Genomic DNA, 20,073 nt, shown 5'->3' on the forward strand with positions numbered 1-20,073 from the left:
GGCAGGGACTACCTTTATTCTGAACTGGTAAACCCTATCTTTATAAAGGACGGCGACAATGTGAAAGTCAAGGTTGCGGTAAAATTCATTGATAATCAGACAAAAGCGACGCAGGTATCGCAGTATGAGCTTGTGCTACATAAGGATAGTAACTGGAAGATTGTAGGATAAATGATATAGCGTGCATTTCCTATCAGATTTGCACGCTTTTACAAAACGACAAGAAAACTGTGCAAAAATATTGACTTGTAATGACCGAATGCTATAATATAAATGACAAGTGTACTTGGTATTATTTGAAGGGAGCGTTATATAATGGATAAAGAAAAAATACTATCACAAAACAAAAAAGAGAATCTATATCTTGATGAATACGAAAAACATATTAAACTTCAAGGGAAATCTTTTGGCTTAATGTTTGTTTTATTTATCTGCATTTTAATTCTTTTCATTAAAGCAGTTTGTAAAGAACCTTACTATGACATAATGACAATTATTGGGTCTGTGGCATTTGGCTCTATGGGTTATGAAGCACATATTTCAAAAAATAAATCCAAATTTGTTATTGCTTTATTCTTTTTTCTATTTATGGGGTATTACTTTTATAAATTTTTAATGGTAGGTTTATAGAATGGACGAACATTTAATTTTGCGAAACAGATTAAAAACTGTACGAAAAGAAAAAAAATTATCACAAACAGAATTAGCTGAACTAGTCGGGGTTTCTCGGAATACAGTTAGTTCTATTGAAACTGGACAATTTAATCCAACAGCAAAATTGGCATTAGTGCTTTGTATAGCTTTAGATAAAAAATTTGAAGAATTATTTTATTTTGATTAAAGGAGAGAACGATTATGGAATTAGAGGAATTGATTGTTGAAATAGTTATAGGATTGTTTTTACTTTTTACATCTTATCAAATAGGTATAAAAGAGAATATTACTTTATTACATGGTTATCATTATACACAACTTGACCCTAAAGATAAAAAGGTGTTTACAAAAAAAATAGGAATAGGCACTTTACTGGTTAGTATTGGTATTCTTGTTATGCCGATTATCAATTTAATCTCTCATTCTGAATTAGGCTATTACATAGGTCTTATTTTGATTGTTGTAGGAGTGTTTTATATCATATTCATCATTGTAAAATACAATGGAAAACTTATTAGCTTTAAAAAGTAGAATTGAGGTATGAATATGATAGGACTGAACAAAAGAGATATAAAAAAGGCATTGAAAGCTGGTGCAAAAGCTGGCGGTGTATCATTGGCTGATGTTCGGGCGGATATTGAAGCTACGATTGATGAAGCTATGAATAGCACCGACCCAGAGGTGCAGGCAAATTTCAAAAAGTATTTTGGGAATAAACGCCCTACACCAGAAGAATATATTTATATCATTACGAAAAAGACAAAGGCAAAATTATAATAAAAGGGTCGTGGAAATGCTTCACAAAATTGTGATCTGCATTATCACGGCTCTTTTACTCTCTGTTTACTTTCAAAACTGTAAGTGTAATTGAATACTGCCCTTGCTATAATTTAATTGTATTCCAAAACAAATAAATGTGGCAGGAAGAAAGGAGCGATTTTTAATGGAACACATTTTAAATTTAGAGCAAGTAAAAAAATACTACGGGGGTAACTCTGGAAATATCACAAAGGCAGTAGACGGTATTTCTATGTATGTAGATAAGGGCGAATTTGTCGCAATCATGGGAGCTAGTGGTTCTGGAAAGACTACCCTATTAAACTGTATCTCTACGATTGATACTGTAACCAGCGGACACATTACAGTCAATAATCAAGATATTACCAAAATCAAGGATAAAGATTTTGCTGATTTCAGACGTGAAAATTTAGGGTTCATTTTTCAAGATTTCAACCTTTTAGATACTTTAACGATTGGAGAAAACATTTCTTTATCATTGGTTATCAACAAACAGAACCCTACTGATATTGAGAAAAGAGTTCATGCTATCGCCGATAAATTGGGTATTCGTGATATTTTATCGAAATTTCCTTATGAAGTTTCTGGCGGACAAAAACAGCGTTGTGCTTGTGCTAGAGCCTTAATCAATGAACCGAAACTGATTTTAGCTGATGAACCGACGGGAGCTTTGGACTCAAAAGCTTCCAGATTATTACTGGAAACAATGTCTGAAATCAACAAGAAAATGCAGGCTACTATTTTAATGGTAACACATGACCCGTTTAGTGCGTCTTTCTGTGAACGTATTTTGTTCTTGAAAGACGGTAAAATATTCAATGAAATTTTCAGAGGGGAAAAAAGCAGAAAAGATTTCTTCAATGAAATACTGGATATATTAACCTTGCTCGGAGGTGAAGTGGGAAATGTTAGGTAAGTTAGCGTATAGAAATACAAAAAGAAATATTAAAGATTATTTGATTTATCTGATAACCGTTACTGCATCCTTTTCTCTTATATTTGCTTTTAATTTGGTGGCAAATTCTGATGAAATTGTAAAGTTATGTTCCAGTATGGATGCATTTAAGAATTCATTGTTCGCTGTAAATATTCTTATTATTTTTGTGATATGCTTTTTGATCAACTATACAACGAAATTTATGTTTGAAAAAAGAAGTAAAGAATTAGGAACATATATGCTTCTTGGCATTAAGAAAAAAGAAATTGCCCACTTAGTTGTAATTGAAAATATACTGTTGGGAATTTTAGCATTTGTATTAGCTATTCCTATTGGCTTTTTATTCAGCCAGTTTGTGTCGTTAGTAATTGTAAACTTACTGGGTATTCCAAAAACTCTCTTTATTTCTTTGAATTTCGTTTCTATTGGACTATTGATAATTTATTTTTTAACTATTTATGTTTTGGTTTTGCTTAATCTATTAAGAAGAATAAGTAAAATGACGATACGTGATTTTCTTTATTTTGACAAACAAAATGAAAAGAAAATGTTCCGTGACAGTAAAAAAAGAAATGTCATTTTTGTTTTAAGTATTATTCTTGGTGCGATTTCTCTTTTTCTCTGGAATTCACGTTGTACTATGGATAATTTTAATAAGCAAGAAACACTTACTTATTTGATGGTAAGCGTAATCATGTTGATTATCAGCATTTATGGTATATCTACAACTTGTGCAGATATGTTCTTGACTGTTATCTTAAAATTTTGTATAATAGGAATTGAAGTTAAATTAGATGCTAAAAATTTGTAATTAAGAAGGAGGGATTCGTCATGTTGGTATTCCAAATGCGTAATGTAGATAAAACATCTACTGTTTTGAAACAGACTAAAAACAGTGATTACGCAGATAAATAAATACGTTAGATTAATTCCTACCAGTGACTAATCTTATGACTTTTTAAACAGATAACTAAAATTACAAACAAATCGTTTAACTTCTGTATTTATTTACAGATGTAATCACTTCAGGAGTGATTACATGAACAAAAATATAAAATATTCTCAAAACTTTTTAACGAGTGAAAAAGTACTCAACCAAATAATAAAACAATTGAATTTAAAAGAAACCGATACCGTTTACGAAATTGGAACAGGTAAAGGGCATTTAACGACGAAACTGGCTAAAATAAGTAAACAGGTAACGTCTATTGAATTAGACAGTCATCTATTCAACTTATCGTCAGAAAAATTAAAACTGAATACTCGTGTCACTTTAATTCACCAAGATATTCTACAGTTTCAATTCCCTAACAAACAGAGGTATAAAATTGTTGGGAATATTCCTTACCATTTAAGCACACAAATTATTAAAAAAGTGGTTTTTGAAAGCCGTGCGTCTGACATCTATCTGATTGTTGAAGAAGGATTCTACAAGCGTACCTTGGATATTCACCGAACACTAGGGTTGCTCTTGCACACTCAAGTCTCGATTCAGCAATTGCTTAAGCTGCCAGCGGAATGCTTTCATCCTAAACCAAAAGTAAACAGTGTCTTAATAAAACTTACCCGCCATACCACAGATGTTCCAGATAAATATTGGAAGCTATATACGTACTTTGTTTCAAAATGGGTCAATCGAGAATATCGTCAACTGTTTACTAAAAATCAGTTTCATCAAGCAATGGAACACGCCAAAGTAAACAATTTAAGTACCATTACTTATGAGCAAGTATTGTCTATTTTTAATAGTTATCTATTATTTAACGGGAGGAAATAATTCTATGAGTCGCTTTTTTAAATTTGGAAAGTTACACGTTACTAAAGGGAATGGAGATAAATTATTAGATATACTACTGACAGCTTCCAAGAAGCTAAAGAGGTCCCTAGCGCCTACGGGGAATTTGTATCGATAAGGGGTACAAATTCCCACTAAGCGCTCGGGACCCCTTGTAGGAAAATGTCCTAAGTGTGGCAACAATATTGTATTAAAAAAATCGTTTTATGGTTGTTCAAATTATCCTGAATGTAAGTTTACTTTAGCTGAACATTTTAGAAAGAAAAAACTAACCAAAACGAATGTAAAAGAATTACTGGAGGGAAAAGAAACCCTGGTAAAAGGAATCAAAAACAAAGAGAAAAAGCCCTACAATGCCGTTGTAAAAATTGGGGAAAAGGGATATATTGATTTTATCTCTTTTTCAAAATAAACATAAAAGCCCTTTAAAGAGGGCTTTTATATATTAATCACAAATCACTTATCACAAATCACAAGTGATTAATCACAAATCACTTGTGATTTGTGATTCTTAATGATACAATATTACTATGTTTTAGCTTTAAAGGCTCGTACAGACTATATGTTTTGTGCGGGCTTTTTTCATACCCGAAAAAATTTAAAAAATTTTTCAAAAGAGGTCATTAAATCACACCTAGCTGTCCTTATATGGTGCGGAAAGAGGGATAAACACTTTTCAAATCATAAAGGAAAGGAGGTGAGATTGATGAAACCGTCTGACTTCCAGAAAACAGTTCAATGTCGTTTTGAAAGTTGTTTAAAGAAAGTTGTCCGTAGTGTCGTGAAAGATTATTACAAGGAATTAAACCGTCGTAAGAATAAAGAAATATCTTTCAGCGAATTGCCAGATGTCCTTGTTGATAAAATGGCTGTTTGGGACGACTACGAAACAGATTATACAATCTTTTCAGTATGTGGCATTGATATTCGTGTCCTTGATGATGAATTGGCAGAAGCCTTGAAGAAACTTCCAGAAAGAAAACGCAATACTCTGTTGATGTATTACTTCTTGGAAATGACAGAAAGTGAAATTGCCAACTTGCAGAAAATCACGCAAAGCGGTGTATTTAGAAACCGACATCACGCTTTGGAAACTATGAAAAAAATACTCAAGGAGGAACATTAGAAAATGAAACAGTTATTTAAGAAACCGTCTTATTACTTGATTTCATCAGCTATGGATTGAAACGAAAAAGCGATTGAAAAATTACTGGCATTTTATGACCCTTACATATCAAAGTGCTGTTTGCGTTCACTTTATGATGAATACGGCAATGTTTATATCGTTGTAGATATGGAATTAAAAGGACGTATCAGAGAAGCACTTATCAAAATGATTTTAGGTTTTGATATTGAAGATATGGACTTAGAACCAGAAGAATAAGCAGTTTTTAGCGGAGCATGATTTAATATCCCCCTCTTTCCTGCTCTGCCACCTGCTTTTATATGAAAGCAACACGCTTTCACCACAGCTCTTTGACAACTGAATAAAGCAGACAGATACGTTTGTGAGATGGCGAGCCACGGGGACTGTACGCCACGACCTTTTCAAAAGAAAGCGAGCGACCCACGCAGTGATCCGAGAGCGACTGTTGGAAAAGTCGTTTTGCCATGACCTATCCTCACAGGATAATGATACGTCCGCATGGTGCGGTTCTGCCCACAAGAATGGGAATAGTTGAGATACTAATGGAGCTTTCCAAAGCCGTCTGCCTGCTTGTAAAAAACGACACACAGTAAAGGGGGGTGCATAGATTATGAACAATACTGATGTGCCTATTTGGGAAAAATATACGCTGACGGTTGAAGAAGCGTCCAAATACTTCCGCATTGGCGAAAAGAAATTGCGTAAATTAGCCGAAGAAAATCTTGACGCTGGCTGGGTTATCGTGAACGGCAACCGTATTCAGATTAAGCGAAAACAATTTGAAAAAATCATAGATACATTGGACGAAATCTAATGTCATTGAGCCGTAGATATGGTATAATAAATATAGCGTATCACGGCTCGTTCCATGACGGAAAGGAGCTTTACACTATGTCTAATGTAAAACGAAAAGACAGTAAAAATCGCAATTTGCGTAATGGAGAGAGCCAGCGAAAAGACGGAAGATACGTTTATAAATATACCGATATATACGGAAAGCCACAATTTATCTATTCTTGGAAACTTGTACCGACAGACAAGACACCTGCTGGAAAGCGTGATGATATATCGTTGAGGGAAAAAGAAACACAGATTAAAAAAGACCTTAACGACGGTATCGATACAGCAGGCGGTAAAATGACAGTCTGCCAGCTCTACGACAAGAAGAACAGCCAAAGAAAGAACATCAAGAGGGCTACTGAAAAAGGACGACAGTATCTTATGAACGCTCTGAAAAATGACCCATTGGGTATGAGGGCGATTGATACTGTTAAGCAGTCGGACGCTAAAGAATGGGCTATCAGAATGAGCGAAAAAGGATACGCCTATAAAACGATTGATAACTACAAGCGTTCCTTGAAAGCGTCATTTTACATGGCGATACAAGACGACTGTATCAGAAAGAACCCGTTTGAATTTAAGCTAAGTGATGTTCTGGAAGATGATACGGAGCAGAAAGTTATCCTTACACCAGAGCAGGAAGAACGCCTGCTTGCCTTTATGGAAAAGGATAAGATTTACAGCAAGTATTATGATGAGGTTGTGCTTCTGCTGGAAACGGGACTTCGTATTTCTGAATTTTGCGGACTAACGACGCATATTGATATGCAGAACAGAATACTCAATATAGACCACCAGTTATTGAAAGACAGCGAAATCGGCTACTATATTGAAACGCCAAAGACCAAAAACGGAAAACGAGAACTTCCATTGACAGAACGGGCTTATCAAGCAATCCAAAGAATACTAAAGAACAGAGGAAAGGCACAACCGTTGATTGTAGGTGGTTATAGCAATTTCCTATTCTTGAACCGTGAGGGCTTACCTAAAGTTGCAGGAAACTATGAGGGCATGGTGCGAGGACTAATTAAGAAGTATAACAAGTATCACACGGACAAGTTACCGAACATCACACCACATTCATTCCGACATACTTACTGTACGAATATGGCAAACAGAGGAATGAACCCAAACACCCTGCAATATCTTATGGGACACGCTAACATAACCATGACACTTGGCTATTATGCACACGGTACATTTCAATCTGCAAAAGCAGAACTGGAAAGACTGGCTTGTTAATATCGGAGCTTATATTTACTACTCATTTACTACTTTTGGTTGCATTTTCATGCTGGTAAATGCCAGCTTATGCAAGGTATCTTCCAAAAAGAAAATACCGATAAAGCCCTAAAATACGGGATATATCGGCATTTACCAACTTATGAAAAGATAATCAGAAATTTAGTAAGTTTTTTTATTAAAAAAATATATATGAACACGGTATTGCATCGAAAATATTACGGCTAAAATGTAAAAAAGAATAAAATTATCAGACATTATATAGTATAATTGTATCATCATAATAGCAAGCGGAAAATTGGAAGGAAGGAACGGATGAAAAAAACGCTAAAGTTACTAATGTTAATGGGAGTAGTTGCGCTGGGAATTAATTTTACGGAGGTAAAAGCGGAGACAACAACAGTTGATGTAACAACAGCACATCAGGAAGCAATTACGACACCGGAAACAAAGGCACAGATATTTGTTGTGGAAAAGGTGAAACCTGATGTAGTAATTTGTTATCATCAGGCAGGTAAAGTTATGTACCATCGAAAGCATACAAAACTTAGTAATATGCTTTATTCCGTGACAAAATATACCCACATAATAAGTGGTGAGACGCAGTATGGAACATTCAGTGATTATCTGGATGATAGAAATATATTAAACTGCACATTGGAAACAGGTCCAATGCCTGCACCTGTAAAAAATAGTGAATTTAAAAAAATATACAGAACAAATAAAAACGTATTGATAGCAGTGGCAAAGATGTATTCATAAAGTAAACAATAACTTTTAAGGTTAAGAAGTTATAAGCAAAAAGTCAGATGTTCAGACAACGACCTGTTATTATGAAGTTTAGCCCTTTCAAGATGGAAAAAAAATAGTGATATAAGATGAAAAATGCATATAAATTTTAAAAACAAGCATCTTGTACTATATTTAAGTTTGTTTTATAACTGATAATAGAGTTGCTTTTTTTGAAAAATGTTAATAGTTCTTTAGAGGAGAGATATTTATGAGTAAAGCATTAAAAAAAATAGTATGTGTAATTGTATGTTTGTCAATGGCATTTGGAGGGATATCAGTGCCAAATTTATTTACAGTAAAAGGAGAACAGACAAAATATATGGGAAGTGGAAGTATTGCAGAAGGATTGCCAAAGGCGTTGCAAAGTGATGCATCAAAACTGCCATCTAAAAGTAATAGCAATGTAACAAGATTTACAACAGATAATTATGATAATAACAATGGAGCTTTTGATACAAATAACTGGGGAACATCTGCAATGTGGAATTTTAATGGAAATAATAAGTATTCCGGTAGCATGTATACTTATCCATTGGCATTTAAAGCTGCGAAAGATGGTATGTGGATATCAAAGCCAAGTACAAGAATTGGTTCTACATATTGCGTTATGACTCTTACTACAAATGGAGATTATACAGATTTTTCCGTAAGACCGGACTTTTCCACGGAAAATGCAAAGGTAGATAAAATATCTGATTGGACATATGATGTGGTTTTGGAAAACAAAAATGATAACAGTCAATATCTGAAAACAACAATTGTACAGGGAAGTCCTTTTGGATTTTTTACATTAAAGAACAGCAAAAAGCTGACAGTTGCAAAATACAGAAAAGATGTTGATTCAAAGATTATTTATTATGATGGTACAACTCTTAAAAATTCGTCATATGTAGTTCTAAAAGTATATGATGACACTGATGAAAAAAACGGCTATCCAAAATATGATTATTATGGAATATATCTGCCAAAGGGAACAACACTGACACAGACAGACAACAGTTCAAGTAGTGTTGGAAATATTAATATAGAATTTTCATCAGAGCAGAAAGCTTATTTTTCAATGGCATGGCTTACTGAGTCAGACGGAAGTGATGCAGAAGCATTGGCAATTGCAAAGGAATATAAAGCATATGCTTACAATTTTATAACAGACACAAAAGCTGAATACACATATAATCAGCAGGTTTCAACTGTGTCTACAAAATACATTTATACAGTTGATAAAAAAAGCGAAAGCACAGTTGATGGAACAATAATGGGCATAATGCCACATCAGTACAAAAATATAAAGACAAATATTTCATACATGAAAAATACAGCAAGAACCTTAAGAGGAACAGTAAAGTTTGTAAAGGGTTCATCATTTACAACAGAACTTAAATATTCAGGTGTACTTCCTTTTGTAACAGGAGTAGCAGACAATGACAAAAGCAAATTAAAAGAATATGTAAATGAATACATGACATCAAAAATGCCGATAAATGGTAATTATGAATTATGCGTAGATGAAACTAATGGAGACCCATATGCGTATGGAAAGCAATTAAATCGTGCATCAAATATGTTGGCGGCAGCAGAGGATGTAAATGATACTGAAAGCAGTGAACGTATTTTAAGGGCAATGGAAAAATCTTTGGAAGACTGGTTTACATACTCAGGCGATGGAGATGGAAAGTATTTTGCCTATGATGATGGCATAGGTTCTTTGTTTAGTTTCCCATCATCTTATAATTCCATTGACCAGATGAACGATCATCATTTTCATTATGGATATTTTATTGCAGCAGCAGCACAGGTGGGATTAAGAGATAAACAGTGGATTAAAAAATATGCACCGGTTATAGAAGAATTAATTGACGATATAGCATGTACAAAGCAAAACAGCAAGGATTCAAGATATCCATATATGAGAAACTTTTCGCCTTTTGAGGGCCACTCATGGGCATCAGGATTTGAAGATCCTGAAAGTGGAAACAATCAGGAGTCAACATCTGAGGCAATGAATGCCTGGTATGGAGTGATTTTATACGGAATGGCAAGTGACAATGAGAAAATAAAAGATTTGGGAATCTATTTATATACAACAGAATTGTCTGCCATCAATTCATATTGGTTTGATATTGATCAGGATGTGCTGGACAGTAAGTATGTAAAACAGGGAACAAATCAGATAAAAAACAACATGGCCTCTCTTGTATGGAGTGGAAAATATGACTATGCAACATGGTTTTCAGCAGATCCTGCCATGGTTCAGGGAATTCAGCTTTTGCCTATAACAGCAGGTTCATATTATCTTGCCACAAACAAGGAATACATAAAGAACAGTATAGAAACACTGAAAAATAAAGGCAATTCAAAATCATGGAACGATATATGGAGTGAGTATCTGGCTATGGCTGATCCTGACGGAGGATTTGACAGATGGGGTGGATCAACACCGGAAAATGGTGAGACAAATGCACATATTTATCAATTTATAAAATCATTGCAAAAGGCAGGAACACCTGAGACAGGCATTACTTCAAATACAGAGTTAAGTATGGTGTTTAAAGATTCAAATGGCGAGAAAACTTACGCAGTGTATAATGCAGACAGTAAAATAAAAACAGTACAGTTTTCTGATGGAGCAAAATTTAGCGCAGCACCAAACCAGATGACTATAAGAACAGAAAGCCAGATGAAGGGACAGGAATACTATGTAGAGTATTATGTGCAAAATGTAAGTGGTCAGTATGACTTGGCAGGAACTGACATACAGTATGGTAAAAATAATGAAAAAGTGCAGATAACACCAACAGAGAAAAAAGGTTATATTATAAATAAGGAAAAGAGTGTGTTGGAAGGAACCATAAAATCTGGAGGAACACATTTGAAAATATATTATGACAGAGGAAAATATAATATAACTTATCAGTTAAATGGTGGCACATGTAACAACATGGTAAATTCATATGTGTATGGTGAAACCATAGACCTGCCAACACCACGAAAAGAAAACAGTGTGTTTAGGGGGTGGTACACAGATGCATCATATTCAAACAAAATAGAAAAAATAGACAGTGATGTATATGGAAACATAACATTGTATGCATGTTGGGCATCAGCCGGGGACTGTTATATCAATGACAATCTTTATATGACAATGAATGGATATAAGGCAACATTTGTAGCGTTAAATGACAGTGCTTCCAACATAATAGTTTTATATCACATATATGATACTATAGAGGAGGCAACAGAAGCCTATAATAATGACAGTATTGCAGGATATATAGGACAGGAACTTGGTAAAAATAATGGGTATTGGTCAAAGGATATAGATTTGACTTCATATAAGGATAAATACATAGTGTTTGCATTTAATATAATTAGTGAACACGGAACAGTATCTGAAAAAGGATTTAAAAAGATAACAAATGCACCAGGCAATCCGGACGAATCAATAGTAGTACCAACAACTAAGGAAAATGCGACAACTACAAAACCTGCAGGTAATACTACATGGTCAAAAGTAATAGGCAATGATTCATTGGAGTATAGCGTAATAGCCGGTGAAACAAAATTGGTATTGATAAAGTACGAGGCAGGAAAGGTTTATGTAGGATTAAATCTTGCAGCAAAGTTTTCATCAGTGACATGGGATGACAAAAATATGACACCGGAGGCTGGAGCCTTTGTAAATATATCTGATGCTGACCTGTCAAGTGGCAGATACCACACACTAAAGGTGGTGGATTATTATAACAAAGAAAGCGTTACGATATTGTTTAAAAATACAAATATATCGGAAGAAACAACAACTGTAAATGAAACTAAAGTAAATCAGGAGACAACTGCAGAATTAGAAGGCTTAATAAAAATAGATGGAGTTTGTATAAATACCAAAATTGGTGGAATGAAAATAGTGGCAAAAGTAACTGACAGTATTAATAATAAAAAAGTAACTAAGTTTGGTTTGATTTATGGTCTGTTAAAATATAATGGGAAAAAAACAGGAATAACATCTGACCATTTGAAAATTGGAATGGAGGGTCAGTTTGTAAGGAGTTATAATACAACACAAAAGGGCATTTGGAAAAAAACAGATAATACAACTACGTATGTAGAAACTATGACGTATGGTGCAAATAGCAAAGAGGCATATACTGCAGAGTATAAAGCAAGAGCCTATGCTGTGTTAGAAGACGGAGAAATAGTGTACAGTAATGCAATAGATTACTCAGTGTATGAAATAGCAGAACAGTTGTATAATAATTGTATGATGCCAACAATAGATGGACATAAATATCTATATAACGCCATATTAACCAAGGTGACACCTGAATATACAGAGAAAATATATAAATAATAAAAAGCCGGTTGTGTAAAAAAATATAATGCATGACCGGTTTCAACACATAAATATCTTGCATAGAATCATACTGATGGAGGGCACGCCATGGAAAATTTAATAGAATATTATTGCAGTCTAAACGTAAAGAAATTCTCAAAAATGCTGGATAATACCACGCAGTGTTACAAGTTTTTCTGGTTAGATTCCATAATGCAGCTAGTAGCAAGAGGAGAGGAAACACCAACATTTCTTGAAATTTTTGCAGGCATGATAGCAGATGCATGGTATGCAGTTAGTGAATATCACTTAAGACTTGGTCCTAAAAACAAGGACGGAAGCAGTTCAGATATTTTAGAACGGGCTGTCAACAAGTTGGGACAGGCTGTGGATATTAAAAATGATGAGGCTAGAGATATCATAATTGAAAAGATAAAATCCAACAGACATTGTGTTAAAAAAGAGATGATGGATTTGGCAAAAAACGTGCCTTATCGTATATTGTCACCCTTTATTGAAGAGATTAAGGGAAATGATCCTTTGTGGGACAAGAGGAAACACCTGATAACATATTTCGATATGGTGGATAAAAAAGAATGTCTGCCATATAAAATAGAAGAGGGGACAGGATTGAACAAAAAAATCATAATAAATAACTCTTGGAGAAGCTTTTTCATTGATAATATGGTAACAATTCGTGGCTGGATTAAGATGAAAAAATTAAAATATCTTCAGGACAGAAATCCCGGTGTGCCTGGCATTATATATAAGTTGGAGCCTGAAAAGGATAAAAAACGCAGGCTTGAAAAAGCCCGAAAGCTTTGGGATTGTGTAATGGAAATAAATGGCGGTGAGTTTAGTGATATTTATTCTAACGCTCCCCTTAATGGCGAATACGATATTGACCACTTTATCCCCTGGTCTTACGTGGCAAATGACGAGCTTTGGAATTTGGTTCCTGTCAAGGGAAATCTTAATTCTGCCAAAAACAACAGACTTCCCCAATGGGAAAACTACTACGGGGGCTTTGCTCACCGGCAATATCTGTTAAATAGAACAGTTCATAGTAATGAATATGCAGGGCGGCTTTTTAACGATTGTAAAAGATATAATCTTAATTCAATATGGCCTTTAGACGAATTGTACATAGAAGGGATTGAACCGGATAATTTTAGCCAGGTTCTTTATAAAAGACTACATCCCATTTATGAATCAGCATTAACTCAGGGATACAGCGTGTGGGAAAATAAAATCAGTTAATAGGAGGAAGGCATAATGTTTGACACGGGAAATGGATAAAATATTATCCATAAAGGAGAAGGACAACTTGATGCAAAATTATATATGGGAAACCCCTGAAGAAATTAATTTGAAAATTGCAGACAGACTTAAGAATATAAGGAAAAGGCGTCGTATTTCCCAAAAAAAACTTTCTGAAATCAGTGGAGTAAGCTATGGCTCCATAAAACGTTTTGAAACCACAGGGCAGATTTCACTGCTAAGTTTAACAAGAATAGCAACGGCATTGGATGTGGTTAATGAATTAAGGGAAATATTTTCACAGGTTCCATACAAAAACATTCAGGAGGTAATTAATGAAAACAAGTGAAATAATAAATGTATTTTATAATGAACGTCCTGTTGGAACCTTAGCACTTGGCGGCTTAGCCCGGCATATGATTTGACCTATAGCAATACCTACTATGGAGAGCATACTACAACGGTAGCAGGGAATGGCAGAAATCCGGGAGTAAAGGAATTAACAGAAGTAGGTGTTAATGCCGGTTTGAAAAAACAATATTGTGAAGAGGTAGCAGGGGAAATAAGAGATTTAGTGGAAGAAATGTTAAACAATTATATATAAAGAGGAGAAGATTATATGCATGATAACATCAAAAAAAGAATCAACATTGCCGCAAAAAGACAGCCGGCAGATCTGGTAATAAAAAACTGTAAAATAGTTAATGTGTTTACCCACGAAATTATTGAAGGAGACATTGCCATTTCAGACGGAAAAATAGCAGCAGTGGGAAATTACAGTGGAGAAAAAGAAGTGGATGCAGAAGGCAGATATGCCCTACCGGGATTTATTAACAGTCATATTCACATTGAATCATCCTTTGTTTCTCCGGAAGAGTTCAGCCGTTTGGTAGTACCTCACGGAACTACCACCATTATTGCAGACCCTCACGAAATAGTGAATGTATGTGGTATGGACGGCTTTGATTATATGGTAAAGGCAGGGGAAAATGCAGCCCTTAATATTAAATACATGCTTCCATCCTGCGTGCCATGTACACCATGGGAACATGCAGGAGCAGTTGTGGATTCAAAGGCTATTAGTGAAGTTATTAATCAGGATAAAGTATTTGGCATGGGAGAGTTTATGAACACTGTGGGAGTAATAAACACAGATTCAGAAGTCATTGAAAAAATCAGTCTTTGTCATCAGGCAGGAAAGCTGATAGACGGTCATTCTCCGGGGCTTAAAGGGGATGATTTGTCTGCATATGTTACAGCAGGAATACATACAGACCACGAAAGCGGTTCCTTGGAGGAACTTAATGAGAGACTTAGAAATGGAATGTACGTTATGCTACGTTATGGTTCTGCCTGTAGAGAGCTTCCTATGTTGCTTAAAGGGGTAAATGAACAAAATTCCAGACGTTGCATTCTTTGTGCCGACGATTTACAGCCGGTGACAATTTTTGAAAAGGGAGATATGGACGAAAAACTTCGTATATGCGTTGAAAATGGAATTGACCCTATTACAGCTGTGCAGATGGCAACTCTTAATGCAGCGGAATGTTTCCACTCAGATGACCGGGGAGCCATTGCACCAAACAAAAAAGCAGATATTGTTTTAGTGGATGATTTGGAAAAATTCAAAATTGACAAGGTTTGGATTGAAGGAAATCTGGTGGCAGATAAGGGCAACTATTTGGCAGACACAAAGCATATTGGAATCCAAAAGGTGGCAGGAAGTGTTAAAGTAAAAGATTTTTCCATTGACAAACTAAAAATGCATTTAGAATCTGACAAGGCTACGGTAATAGGAATTTTGCCGGATAGCGTTGTTACAAAGAAAAAGGTAATGAAAATTAATCGTGGGGAAGATGGAGATTTTAAGTTTGATAAAAATATTGATGTGGCAAAGGTGGCAGTAGTTGAGCGACACCAGATGACAGGCAACGTGGCAACGGCACTTATAGAAGGTTATGGAATAAAGACAGGAGCCGTTGCAGTAACAGTGGCACATGATTCCCACAACATAATTGTAGTAGGAACTAATAATGAAGATATGGCATTTGCAGTATCTAAGTTAATAGAATTAGAAGGCGGCATTGTTGTGGTAGATGGCGGAGAGGTTTTAGAATCCATGCCTCTTCCAATAGCAGGATTAATGAGCGATAAAAGCGGTGAGTGGGTTAGGGATAAATTAACAAAAATTCATAATATTGCTTATGATAGGCTTAAGGTAAATCCTAATGTAGAACCAACCATGACATTGTGTTTTATGTCATTACCGGTTATACCAGAAGTAAAAATAACGGATATAGGACTGTTTGATGTAGTGGAACAAAAGTTTATAAAATAGTGAAAAAACAAAATTACGTTAGGTTGAAAAAGAAAATTCAGAGTGTTAAACTCTAATAGTAAAAAAAGTTAACGGAGGTGAGTTTCATGGATAGTTGCGATAGTATTAGGCTATATAGTAGCTGTGGTATTAAATTAATGAACAATAAGAAGTGGCTGTCTGTGAAATTGGGTTAGTTACTTTTTATTCATATGTCTTTTTATACACCACAGGGAATTATAGCATACATCACAACATGTAACTGTAGGTTCCACTTTAAGTGGTGTATTTTTTGTGTGCAAAAATAAAATCATATAGATGAGTGGTTATATGCACAAAAGTAAGGAGGCATAAATGAAAACAAGAAAATTTGAAAAAAAGAACTATGTTAAAGAGCTTGTAGCTTTAATGAGAAGCACATTGCCTGAAAAAGAACTGGCAAAAAGAATTGACAACTACCATTACAATGATATTGCAGAGGCTTTAACATGCCTTACTGAAAATGAAAGAAAACATATATATAGGATTTTAGGGGCAAAGCATGTTGCAGAGATTTTCACTTATATTGATGATATAGAAAAATATTTTAATGAATTAACATTAGAAAAAGCAGTAAAAGTAATATCATTAATGGATTCCGATGATGCAGTTGATTTAATAGAAAGTCTTGATGAAAATAAAAGGGAAAAAATCTTAAAGCATCTTGATGAAAATCTAAAGGAAGATGTGCAAAAGATTATGTCCTATAGCGAGGATGAAATCGGAAGCCGCATTACAACTAATTATATATGCATTCACAATCATTTAACTATTGGGGAGGCAACTAAGGAGCTTTTAAAACAGGCAGGAGACAACGACAATATTTCCACAATTTATGTTGTTGATGATAATGAAAAATATTTTGGGGCAATTGATTTAAAAGATATGATTCTTGCAAGAAAGGACGATAAATTAATTGAAATAATCAGCCAGTCATATCCGTATCTTCTTGAGCATGACCTGATAGATGAGTGTATGGACAAGATTGTGGAGTATTCAGAGGATTCAATACCGGTGCTTAAGATTACCGGAGAAATAGTAGGTGTAATTACTTCAGATGACATTGTAGAATTAGTTGATGATGAAATGGGAGAAGATTACGCTAAGTTAGGTGGTCTTACAGCGGAAGAAGATTTGAAAGAGCCGGTTATTGAAAGCAGTAAAAAAAGGCTTCCATGGCTGATTATATTGTTATTTTTAGGTATGGCGGTATCATCAGTGGTGGGAATGTTTGAATCAGTAGTGGCAGTTTTACCGATAGTTATATGCTTCCAGTCTCTGGTGCTCGATATGGCAGGAAACGTTGGAACCCAGTCCCTTGCAGTAACTATCAGGGTGTTAATGGATGAACAGCTGACAGGAAAGCAAAAACTTACGCTATTGGTTAAGGAAGTAAGAGTGGGATTGCTTAACGGCTCCATTTTAGGAATAATGTCACTGGCATTTTTAGGTATATACATTCATGTTTTTAAGCATTATGCATGGGGCAGCGCATTTTTAATATCAGCATGTGTGGGAGTATCCCTTTTAGTTGCCATGGTTATATCAAGTATTGTGGGAACTGCAATACCAATGATTTTTCACAAAATTAAAATTGACCCGGCAGTTGCATCAGGCCCTTTGATTACCACCGTAAATGATTTAGTGGCAGTGGTAACATACTACGGACTGGCTTTAATATTCCTTATAAATATTTTTAATCTTGTTTAATAAAATACAGGTATTTGCCAAAAGATATGTTATAATTAAAGTATCAGTTCTGCTTCATGTGAAAGGCATTGATTGTAGTTATTATTACGAGGGATATACAACTTATAAAACAGAAGAATTATAGAAAATACCCTGATATAGTTATTTAGTCGCTATATCCGGGTATTTTTAACTTTAATCTATACTTATGCCATCGTAGAGCACATCCATAAATTCCTCATAGGTTTGAGAATTTATAATTTTTTGCTGTAGCTTGCTATCACTGATTATTTCAATAAAAATATCATATAAATGCTCAAAATCTGTTTGCTCACCCTGTTTTATTACCAGCATAAACACAATTTGAATCATGTTGCTTTCGTTCCAGTTAATAGGATTGTCTAACAGAGCCACCACAACCTTGGTATCTGTAGCACATAATTCCATAGGGTGTGGAAGGGCAAAAACGTCATTCATATTTGTTTTGCCAATTTCCTCACGTTTTAGTACGGAATCAATAAAACGCTCGTCTACAATACCTTTGTCGTAAGTTTTCTGATACATGGTTCTTATAACGTCTTCCTTGGTGGTATTGCCTTTAAGCCGCATAAACAAATCCTTATCAAAAAAGTGCTCAAACATCTGAAGACGTTTATGAAGCATCTTAGACAAATGTCTGTTGATAGATTCCACATCTTTATTGTTTAAAGCGAAATCAACCATAACTGACGGAAGAAGGTTATTATCTAAAGTAATAGTTGTAATAACAAAATCAATATCTTCCACATCTTCCTTAGTGTAGCTTGAATATTCATTATAGGACAAACACTTTACAATATTAATTTTGTCCGGAAAAACTATGTTAAGTCTTGTTTCAAGCATTCGTGTAGTTGCATGACCGCTGCCACAAACAAGAATAACATTTTTCTTTTTCTGGGATTTATAATAACATCTCTCAATGGCAGCTCCAATATAAACTGAAACATAGCCTACATCATCTTCCTTTAAAACATAAGGCTCAAAAACAAAAGTTTTGGCAATTGCAGTAAGAGTAATCTCATATTCTAAAGGATAATTGGTCTTTATGGTTTCAAGCAAAGGATTATTACTGTTTAGATCATAAAGTTTACTGGTAAAAATAGACTTAAGATGCCTAAACAAATCCGCACACAAAATTTCGTCATTTCTTAAGTCAAAATTAAAATCAGTATAAATAACCTCAAGCATCTGATTAATGGAATCCCGAAGCTTCTCATCGTCAATATAAGTAATATCTAAATGAGTATTGGCAATAAGCTGGAGATACATATAATTCTTTTCACTTTGAGACAGAATAATATCGTATTTTTCCTCAATTTCCCGGCATAATCCGTTAATCAATCCCATAATAGAAGAATCCGGTGTTATATTATACAGGTTAATATAATGATTACCAAGAACACGGGTTGTCATTAATGCAAGATGAATAATAATATTTTTCATATTATAATCACTGGTTTTTACAAAATGACTATTTAACTGGTCAATGGTAATTTTTCTAAGCCAGTCCAAATCAATGTTACTAAAAATAGAACGTTCTTCCTTGGTAAAGGAAGTGACATATTCATTAAAGTTAGCGGACAGTATATATTCCACATATAACTTTCTGATTCTGTCCTCGGAACCAATGATTTTTACACCGGAGCTTGGTTTTGTAATGTATTCCAAATCATACTTATTAACAATATTTTTAATAGTCTTTATATATTTATTTAAAGTATTTTTTGAAATAAATACAGTTTCCGAAAGCTCATCCATAGATACATAATCCTCAGAGGACAACAATTCATTAAGTATATATTTAATACGCTCCTCAGAAGTATCAATATTCATTTTTTTATCATCACTGTGTTCAAAGGTTTTTAGAAAATCTGAATATTTTTCATCATCAGTTATTTCTATATAATATCCGTAATTTCTCTTAAGTTTAACCAAAGCTCCACAAGCAGACAAAGTATCATTAATTTCCAAAATGTCATTGCGGATAGTTCGGTCGGTAATGTTTAGCAATGACTGGAGACTGCTTACAGGAGTATATTCGTTTTTCCTAATATGATTGAACATCATGTTTAAACGTTTGTGTTGAAACATATATCCTCTCTCCTATTAAAAAGTAATAATGTCTGATATTTAATTCACGCCTTATTTATATATAACATAGTATAGAATATTTAACTAAAAAGAGCAAAGTCAA

General features: G+C 34.4%; 21 protein-coding genes and 1 pseudogene. 21 read left to right on the top strand and 1 reads right to left on the bottom strand.

What is annotated here, in order from left to right:
- The 21 genes and pseudogenes from DWW68_RS12115 to mgtE form a co-directional block, all read left to right on the top strand.
- Window positions 1-171 (top strand): conjugal transfer protein (locus DWW68_RS12115; protein ID WP_147365688.1); only part of this gene is annotated, 171 nt, incomplete at its 5' end.
- 144 nt (window positions 172-315) lie between these two features.
- A complete protein-coding gene (locus DWW68_RS12120; RefSeq protein ID WP_003061887.1) occupies window positions 316-630 on the top strand; it encodes a DUF6442 family protein in 315 nt (104 codons plus the stop codon).
- Window position 631: 1 nt separating this feature from the next.
- Window positions 632-841 (top strand): helix-turn-helix transcriptional regulator, encoded by a 210-nt coding sequence (locus DWW68_RS12125; RefSeq protein WP_007286202.1) that lies wholly within the window; start codon window positions 632-634, stop codon window positions 839-841.
- A 14-nt stretch (window positions 842-855) separates the two neighbouring features.
- A complete protein-coding gene (locus tag DWW68_RS12130) occupies window positions 856-1,185 on the top strand; it encodes a DUF3784 domain-containing protein (protein WP_003061243.1) in 330 nt (109 codons plus the stop codon).
- 15 nt (window positions 1,186-1,200) lie between these two features.
- Window positions 1,201-1,431, top strand: a complete 231-nt coding sequence (locus tag DWW68_RS12135) for a hypothetical protein (protein ID WP_003060191.1) — start codon at window positions 1,201-1,203, stop codon at window positions 1,429-1,431.
- Window positions 1,432-1,597: 166 nt separating this feature from the next.
- Entirely contained in the window at window positions 1,598-2,368 is a 771-nt protein-coding gene (locus DWW68_RS12145; RefSeq protein WP_003061398.1) for an ABC transporter ATP-binding protein, read from the top strand.
- Window positions 2,358-3,200, top strand: coding sequence for an ABC transporter permease (locus DWW68_RS12150; RefSeq protein ID WP_003060411.1), 843 nt, complete (start codon window positions 2,358-2,360; stop codon window positions 3,198-3,200). Before DWW68_RS12145 ends, DWW68_RS12150 begins: the two co-directional genes overlap by 11 nt.
- 20 nt (window positions 3,201-3,220) lie before the next feature.
- Entirely contained in the window at window positions 3,221-3,304 is an 84-nt protein-coding gene (locus tag DWW68_RS12155; RefSeq protein WP_001814874.1) for a 23S rRNA methyltransferase attenuation leader peptide, read from the top strand.
- A 124-nt stretch (window positions 3,305-3,428) separates the two neighbouring features.
- Window positions 3,429-4,166 carry a 23S rRNA (adenine(2058)-N(6))-methyltransferase Erm(B) gene (erm(B), locus tag DWW68_RS12160; RefSeq protein ID WP_008687088.1) on the top strand — a complete coding sequence of 246 codons (738 nt, stop codon included), beginning with the start codon at window positions 3,429-3,431 and terminating at the stop codon, window positions 4,164-4,166.
- A 169-nt stretch (window positions 4,167-4,335) separates the two neighbouring features.
- Window positions 4,336-4,596, top strand: a pseudogene (locus tag DWW68_RS12170) (topoisomerase DNA-binding C4 zinc finger domain-containing protein); the annotation flags it as partial.
- A 294-nt stretch (window positions 4,597-4,890) separates the two neighbouring features.
- Window positions 4,891-5,310: a sigma-70 family RNA polymerase sigma factor gene (locus tag DWW68_RS12175; RefSeq protein ID WP_003061815.1), complete on the top strand. Its 420-nt coding sequence runs from the start codon at window positions 4,891-4,893 to the stop codon at window positions 5,308-5,310.
- Between the two features lie 72 nt (window positions 5,311-5,382).
- Window positions 5,383-5,568 carry a helix-turn-helix domain-containing protein gene (locus DWW68_RS12180; protein ID WP_226911642.1) on the top strand — a complete coding sequence of 62 codons (186 nt, stop codon included), beginning with the start codon at window positions 5,383-5,385 and terminating at the stop codon, window positions 5,566-5,568.
- A 373-nt stretch (window positions 5,569-5,941) separates the two neighbouring features.
- Entirely contained in the window at window positions 5,942-6,145 is a 204-nt protein-coding gene (locus DWW68_RS12190) for an excisionase (RefSeq protein WP_002322728.1), read from the top strand.
- 77 nt (window positions 6,146-6,222) lie between these two features.
- On the top strand, window positions 6,223-7,413 hold the full coding sequence (locus tag DWW68_RS12195; protein WP_003062094.1) for a site-specific integrase: 1,191 nt from the start codon (window positions 6,223-6,225) through the stop codon (window positions 7,411-7,413).
- A gap of 315 nt (window positions 7,414-7,728) precedes the next feature.
- A complete protein-coding gene (locus DWW68_RS12205; protein ID WP_118590097.1) occupies window positions 7,729-8,175 on the top strand; it encodes a hypothetical protein in 447 nt (148 codons plus the stop codon).
- Window positions 8,176-8,413: 238 nt separating this feature from the next.
- A complete protein-coding gene (locus tag DWW68_RS12210; protein ID WP_118590099.1) occupies window positions 8,414-12,553 on the top strand; it encodes a glycosyl hydrolase in 4,140 nt (1,379 codons plus the stop codon).
- 90 nt (window positions 12,554-12,643) lie between these two features.
- On the top strand, window positions 12,644-13,795 hold the full coding sequence (locus DWW68_RS12215) for an HNH endonuclease domain-containing protein (protein ID WP_118590101.1): 1,152 nt from the start codon (window positions 12,644-12,646) through the stop codon (window positions 13,793-13,795).
- A 70-nt stretch (window positions 13,796-13,865) separates the two neighbouring features.
- A complete protein-coding gene (locus tag DWW68_RS12220; RefSeq protein WP_021952063.1) occupies window positions 13,866-14,144 on the top strand; it encodes a helix-turn-helix domain-containing protein in 279 nt (92 codons plus the stop codon).
- 72 nt (window positions 14,145-14,216) lie between these two features.
- Window positions 14,217-14,399 (top strand): hypothetical protein, encoded by a 183-nt coding sequence (locus DWW68_RS12225; RefSeq protein WP_118590103.1) that lies wholly within the window; start codon window positions 14,217-14,219, stop codon window positions 14,397-14,399.
- Window positions 14,400-14,414: 15 nt separating this feature from the next.
- Complete coding sequence (gene ade / locus DWW68_RS12230; protein WP_118590105.1) at window positions 14,415-16,133, top strand: adenine deaminase; 1,719 nt, start codon at window positions 14,415-14,417, stop codon at window positions 16,131-16,133.
- Between the two features lie 333 nt (window positions 16,134-16,466).
- A complete protein-coding gene (gene mgtE / locus DWW68_RS12235; RefSeq protein WP_118590107.1) occupies window positions 16,467-17,861 on the top strand; it encodes a magnesium transporter in 1,395 nt (464 codons plus the stop codon).
- Window positions 17,862-18,035: 174 nt separating this feature from the next.
- On the opposite strand, the gene DWW68_RS12240 is transcribed toward mgtE, so the two are convergent.
- On the bottom strand, window positions 18,036-19,970 hold the full coding sequence (locus DWW68_RS12240; RefSeq protein ID WP_118590110.1) for a BglG family transcription antiterminator: 1,935 nt from the start codon (window positions 19,968-19,970) through the stop codon (window positions 18,036-18,038).
- Window positions 19,971-20,073 lie beyond the last annotated feature (103 nt).

Origin of the sequence: Eubacterium sp. AF16-48 (assembly GCF_003479405.1) — a bacterium.
Taxonomy (GTDB): domain Bacteria; phylum Bacillota; class Clostridia; order Lachnospirales; family Lachnospiraceae; genus Eubacterium_G; species Eubacterium_G segne.